The following is a 5,520-nucleotide window of genomic DNA, read 5'->3' as shown; positions in this document are numbered from 1 at the left end:
CTTCCTCTTCAACTTCGTACCACTTAAATGTTATCTGCTAAGTAGTAAACTTGGGTCAAAATCAAAGAAAACGTAAGTATTTAAGAGAAAAGTGATTCTCCATAGAGGGAGGATAGTCGGACAAGAAAGAAGAAAAATAATATAAAAGGGGGATTAGATATGATTGCTTGGCTTAATCTTGGTAGCTTCGTGCTTGGAGCAATCGCATGGATTCTTCCAGCTATTAATATATCTAGATATGATAAGCGTTCTAGAAATTGGGTTACCCTTTCTATTGTGAGCATTAGTGCTTGTTCTATTTCGTTGTTTTTCCAGATTTGTAGTTTCTATGAACGTGTAAAGGCTGAGGATTGGTCTGCTCTTATGGATACAGTAAGTGTTATCGCATCTGTTCCAGCAATTCTGCTCATCGGTACAATCATATTAAATGTAATTACATTGTATATGTATCGTGACAGGGCAGCATAATAGGAAGTCAATTTTAGTAGTTTGTAAGAAGGATTGTGAAACGGTGTAATTAAAGTGAAGGGGAACGATAGTTGAATGAAAACACAAAGGCAGCTTCATAATAAAACTGCGATAAATATGGAGGTTTTATGAATTTGGATAAATGGAAGAAGCAATTGATTAAGCAAAAGCTGGAACATGTGAAAACGGAAACGGGGGAACTATCTTTTCAGGAAGTTGATTTCATCACCACAGGATGTGAGAAAGATGTTTTGATTTTGGATCAGAAAACAGTAATAGCTTTCTTTCGTGAGGGATTACAGTTAGAACGGTACAGCGTACGACAAGAACTGATTAGCAGTTTAGCAAGGCAGACAGAGGCAGTTTTGCCAAAGTGCCTGTATAGTTCTCCAACCCAAAATTTCGTGGTGGAAAAATACGTGCCAGGATCTCGAATTACACCTCAATATGTGGAAAAACATTTGGAAATTGCACAACAAATAGGTCGAGTAGTAGGAAGTTTTTTAAAACAACTTCATATGACATCAGAACAAAGACTGGCTTTACAAACCGGTTTTGTACAAGATGTTCGGAATGATATGGTTGAAGGGGTTAAGTTCCTACAGTCCAAATTGTCACAATCAGAGATGGAACAAGTGAAGGATTTCCTAAATGATTATTATGAAATTTCAGCATCTGTTCAGACATGTATTGTGCATGGGGATTTCCACTATGATAATATTCTATGGGATGAGCGTACCGGTCGGCTCGGAATTATAGATTTTAGTGAAGCAGGAATAGAAGATCCCGCATTGGATTTTATGTATATGTATTATTATCCTAAAGAATTCAGGCATGCGGTATTTGAGGAGTATGGTTCAAAAGATACTAAACTATATGAGAGAAGCCAAATGTATGATAGGATCTATGGATTGTATGATATGATTGAAAATATCCAGGGAAATCCGAGAAAACCAAGCTTTGAAAAAGGGTACACAAGATTTTTTACAGATCTCAAGCCTTTTTAACTTTGGAAGAACTGTTCAACTAAACATTCCTGTAGAGCTTAAGAAATGTAAAAAAGGGAGCGCCTCGGTATGATGGGTTGTCGACAACACATCAAGGAGGCGCTCTTACTATGAAGTTTAAGCAACCCTTAAAACCGAGGGACGGGAAACGATAGTTGAATAAGAAACATGGATGAGCAGGCGCTGTGGTGGCCTGCTCATTTTATTAAGGGACGGGCAGTTATGTTCAATGTTATTCCCATTTTATGGTTGTTAGTTTAAACTTAAATAAGAGCTATTCATTAAGTGAAAGGGTAAGGTGAATGCATGGATAGAATCGCTATTATTTCAGATATTCATGGAAATATCCCGGCTTTGGAAGCTGTATTGTCAGATATCAGTGAACGTGGAATAAAAAGAATTTTCTGCTTGGGGGATTTGATTGGAAAAGGACCGCATCCGAAGCAAGCTATAGATAAAATTAAAAATAGTTGCGAATCTGTAGTATTAGGAAATTGGGATGATTGGTTGACGAGTAGACCAGATGAAGAACAAGAACATGCATTATGGCAGTATCAGAAGTTAGATAAATCGGAAATCAACTATTTAAAATCGTTACCATTCTCAACTGAATTTTTTATGAGCGGTCGATATATCCGGTTATTCCATGCCTCTGCCGAAAGTTTATACAAGAGAGTGCAGCCTCATGCCCCGATAGAGGATAGATTGGCTATGTTTAATAATACTGAGAAAACTGGAATACCACACGAAGAGCTGACGCCAGATGTTGTCGGTTATGGTGATATCCATAATGCATTTATACAAAACTTTAAAGGGAAAGTATTATTTAATGTTGGAAGCGTAGGGAACCCATTGGAGATTGCACAAGCTTGCTATACTATTCTCGAAGGTTGGTATGGCTGTCGATCAATGAGTGCTTTTTCAATTCAGTTGGTGAGGGTTCCTTATGATATTGAGTTAGCTATCCGGCAAGCCCAAGAAGAGAATATGCCACTAACAGAGCAATATGCAAATGAGCTGAGAACGGCTGTGTATCGGGGAAGTAAAGGCATTTAGACGATGCTCAACATGAAATGACGCGGCGCTTAGCACATAGGTAAGGAAAGGTGGTTTTTTTTTGAAAGAAAAGTTATTTTGGGCCTGGATTGTTTTACTGATAATCGAGGCTTTTTGGATATCCGATATTATAAGTGAACCATTCTCACAAGGCGATTTATTCCTCTCAGGCACTATAGTTTTCATGACATGCGCTATTGGAGTTGTAGGGGCCATTATGTTTAAGGATAGGATATAAAAGTAGTCCTGTTACGTCAAACGGGGATTGAGCTAACGGGACACGGTAGTTCAATAAACAAGAAGAGACGGCAATCATTATTAATGGTTGCCGTAACTAACGGGCAGCATAGTGTAATACTCTAAGGTCTGTGTGAGATTACCAGGCTATTATTTTAGCAACTTAGGGTTGCAATGGCTATACCATTCCATTCAACTTACACTCGATTTAAGTTCTATTTCTTTTGTGATACTATTGGCGTGTACTTAACGTTGGAGGTGAAATTTCATTGCTCGATAATAAAAAAATCGGAAAAAATATATTAGATTTACGGAGAGGATTAGAGTTGACGCAGGTGGAACTTTCCACATTATTGGGGGTTAGTCATCAAGCAGTTTCTAAGTGGAAACAAGGGGAATGTTTACCCGATATTGAAGTGTTACTAAGGCTGGGACAGATTTTCAATAAATCCATTGAAGAGCTTCTTATGAGTGAGAGAATTACAGATGATGTCTTTCTTGTTGAAGAAGTTGACCATTCTATTGTATCGTTGGACCAACCAAATTTATGGATAAAAGCTCTGGAGGAAATAAGGGATCAAATTTCCATTCCTAGTTTCAATACGTGGTTGAGAAATACGAATGCAGTGTATGTAGATGGAGTGTTCCTTATCACTAGCCCGAACAATTCCATAACAGAATGGTTATACTCTCGATATTCCTCACTTATAATAAAAACTCTTGAGGGTCTAACTGGTGAGACTGATTTCAAGATAGAATTCCGATCTATGGATACAAACAATAGAGGAAATGGTATGATGCCAAGTCGAACCACTTTAAACTTAGAATCGATGTGAGCCTTAAGCTAACGGGAGACGCTAGTTCAAAAGGCAAGCAGATTAAAACCTCTACTTAGAAGCAAACTAGATTTAATAGCTTCTAAATGGAGGTTTTGTTATGACCTTGAGTGAGTTGTAGCGGTTGTACGAGGCTGACAAGCGTATTCAAGGATTTAATCCTAGAACATTAAAAGCTTACGTCATCCAGCACAAAATGCTGATGTTGGAACTTGGCGACCTCGAAATACCAGAGATAACGTTAACAATGCTGAAGGGGTATTTGGCCAAACAAACAGATCGGTTAAAGCCTAGCAGCCTAGGGCATCGAATTCGTTTTGTTCGTTCCCTTTTTCGCTACGCTTATGAAGAGACGTATCTGAGTTCAAAATCTCTCTCTAAAATTAAGAGAGCCAAAATTGGATAAACGTATTCCTAAGTTTTTGATCGAGGAAGATGTTATTCACTTAAAGATCTCTTATCAGTCACTTAGGGAACGAGCGCTGCTTGAGTTTCTCTACTGTACCGGCTGCCGAGTTGGTGAAGTAGAGAAGATAAACATTGAGGATCTTAACTGGGAAACCCGCTCTGCAATAATTAATGGCAAGGGCTCAAAGCAGAGAGAAGTTTACTTTACGACGGAGTGCAAAGTATGGTTAAAGAAGTACCTGGGTAGCCGTGCTGACTCCTGTAGAGCCTTATTCGTAACCGATACACATCCCACTAAACGAATGGCTATTCCTACGATCAGGTGGGCTATGAAACGGCTTGCAGATCGGGGAGAAATCGAAGCAAATGTATATCCTCATCGCTTTAGACATACCTATGCGTGCCAGCTACTTGATAACGGTGCACCACTGGATTTCATCAAGGTATGCTGGGGTATAAAAAAGCATCAACCACGCAAATCTATGCTCAGCTCCGCGGCGAGCACCGGAGAGAACTTTATCGGCAATTTTTAGCACAGAACAGCGGTGGAGTCGTCTTTAGAGATCCGCCGCTATTCAACTAAAGTGCAGGATAATGAGTGCACGTAGGGATCAGATTCTTGGCCGATTCTTTTGAAGCAGTTGCATGAAATGGGATAGATAGTCCACTTGATAGTGGTCCCCTTTATAAGTACTATGATAAAGAACGGTCTATTGTGGTATTAGATGACCCTTTTCGCAGTAAAGCGCTATCCTGCAGCATTTTATAATGAGCTTATTTATATAACAACACAAAAGTACGGTGGTGAATTTGAATGAATGAAAAATTTTGGTTAGTGCTACAGTATCCCTTGAAAAGCGTAAAAGGAAACCAACGCGATGAATGGTTAAAAAATAAAGTAATGGAATATTTGAATATATTTTTATCTGATGCTGAACTTGGCTATGTCGATGGTTTTGATATGGGGAAATGCGTGTCTGACCCGTATAAATATGTACTTAACATATTTTGTGTCATTACGGATGAACAACGGAGTATTGCCTTGATAAAAAGAGTATTAAGAGAACACAGGCTTGATTATACTCGAATAAAAATTGCAACTATGCCCTTTGAGGACGGAGAAACATACACTCTGAAATATGCCTATAAGAAAGGCGTGACTGATTTTTCGCTATAACAGGATAGTGCGGGCCGAGCTCGTTTTCATGCGAGATGACAGGTAGATCCGCGCTGAGATTCCTTTAGTGACCCAGTGCAGGATCACCGCACATATGCGGGAAGTGCGGCTCCCACGAGCGGTTCATTATTTATTTGTTTATATTTTTGGGAAGGGGGGTGTTGTGTTGTTGTTGATCCATGATGAGCTGTCGGACGACAAGAACATAGCCCGATTCAAACCCGCATAACTGGGACTGTTGACAAAGTGAGGCTAGGGGATCATTTCCCCTAGCCTCACTTCAGTCTTTGCGTATTTTCTCTTAAATTACAGCAGCTTTAGGTGGCTCTCC

At 39.4% G+C, this 5,520-nt stretch carries 6 protein-coding genes; all 6 read left to right on the top strand.

Features of this window, described 5'->3' with window-relative positions:
• Window positions 1-159 precede the first annotated feature (159 nt).
• On the top strand, window positions 160-468 hold the full coding sequence (locus NNL21_RS35880; RefSeq protein ID WP_204822881.1) for a hypothetical protein: 309 nt from the start codon (window positions 160-162) through the stop codon (window positions 466-468).
• Window positions 469-602: 134 nt separating this feature from the next.
• The gene (locus NNL21_RS35875; protein ID WP_204822882.1) at window positions 603-1,475 is read left to right on the top strand and encodes a phosphotransferase family protein; all 873 of its coding nucleotides are present in this window, start codon (window positions 603-605) and stop codon (window positions 1,473-1,475) included.
• 306 nt (window positions 1,476-1,781) lie between these two features.
• Window positions 1,782-2,531, top strand: coding sequence for a metallophosphoesterase family protein (locus tag NNL21_RS35870; protein ID WP_204822883.1), 750 nt, complete (start codon window positions 1,782-1,784; stop codon window positions 2,529-2,531).
• Between the two features lie 506 nt (window positions 2,532-3,037).
• Window positions 3,038-3,604, top strand: coding sequence for a helix-turn-helix transcriptional regulator (locus tag NNL21_RS35865; protein ID WP_204822884.1), 567 nt, complete (start codon window positions 3,038-3,040; stop codon window positions 3,602-3,604).
• Window positions 3,605-4,002: 398 nt separating this feature from the next.
• A complete protein-coding gene (locus NNL21_RS35860; RefSeq protein ID WP_256555715.1) occupies window positions 4,003-4,545 on the top strand; it encodes a tyrosine-type recombinase/integrase in 543 nt (180 codons plus the stop codon).
• 281 nt (window positions 4,546-4,826) lie between these two features.
• Entirely contained in the window at window positions 4,827-5,189 is a 363-nt protein-coding gene (locus tag NNL21_RS35855; protein ID WP_204822886.1) for a hypothetical protein, read from the top strand.
• Window positions 5,190-5,520 lie beyond the last annotated feature (331 nt).

This window comes from Paenibacillus mendelii (assembly GCF_024498075.1).
Classification (GTDB): Bacteria; Bacillota; Bacilli; order Paenibacillales; family Paenibacillaceae; genus Paenibacillus_Z; species Paenibacillus_Z mendelii.
The sequence above is the reverse complement of the archived record's forward strand: the minus strand, read 5'-3'. Positions and strand labels throughout refer to the sequence as shown.

Coding starts and splice junctions, on each gene's coding strand:
- NNL21_RS35870 (WP_204822883.1), top strand. CDS start 1,782: ATGGATAGAATCGCTATTATTTCAGATATTCATGGAAATATCCCGGCT.
- NNL21_RS35855 (WP_204822886.1), top strand. CDS start 4,827: ATGAATGAAAAATTTTGGTTAGTGCTACAGTATCCCTTGAAAAGCGTA.
- NNL21_RS35880 (WP_204822881.1), top strand. CDS start 160: ATGATTGCTTGGCTTAATCTTGGTAGCTTCGTGCTTGGAGCAATCGCA.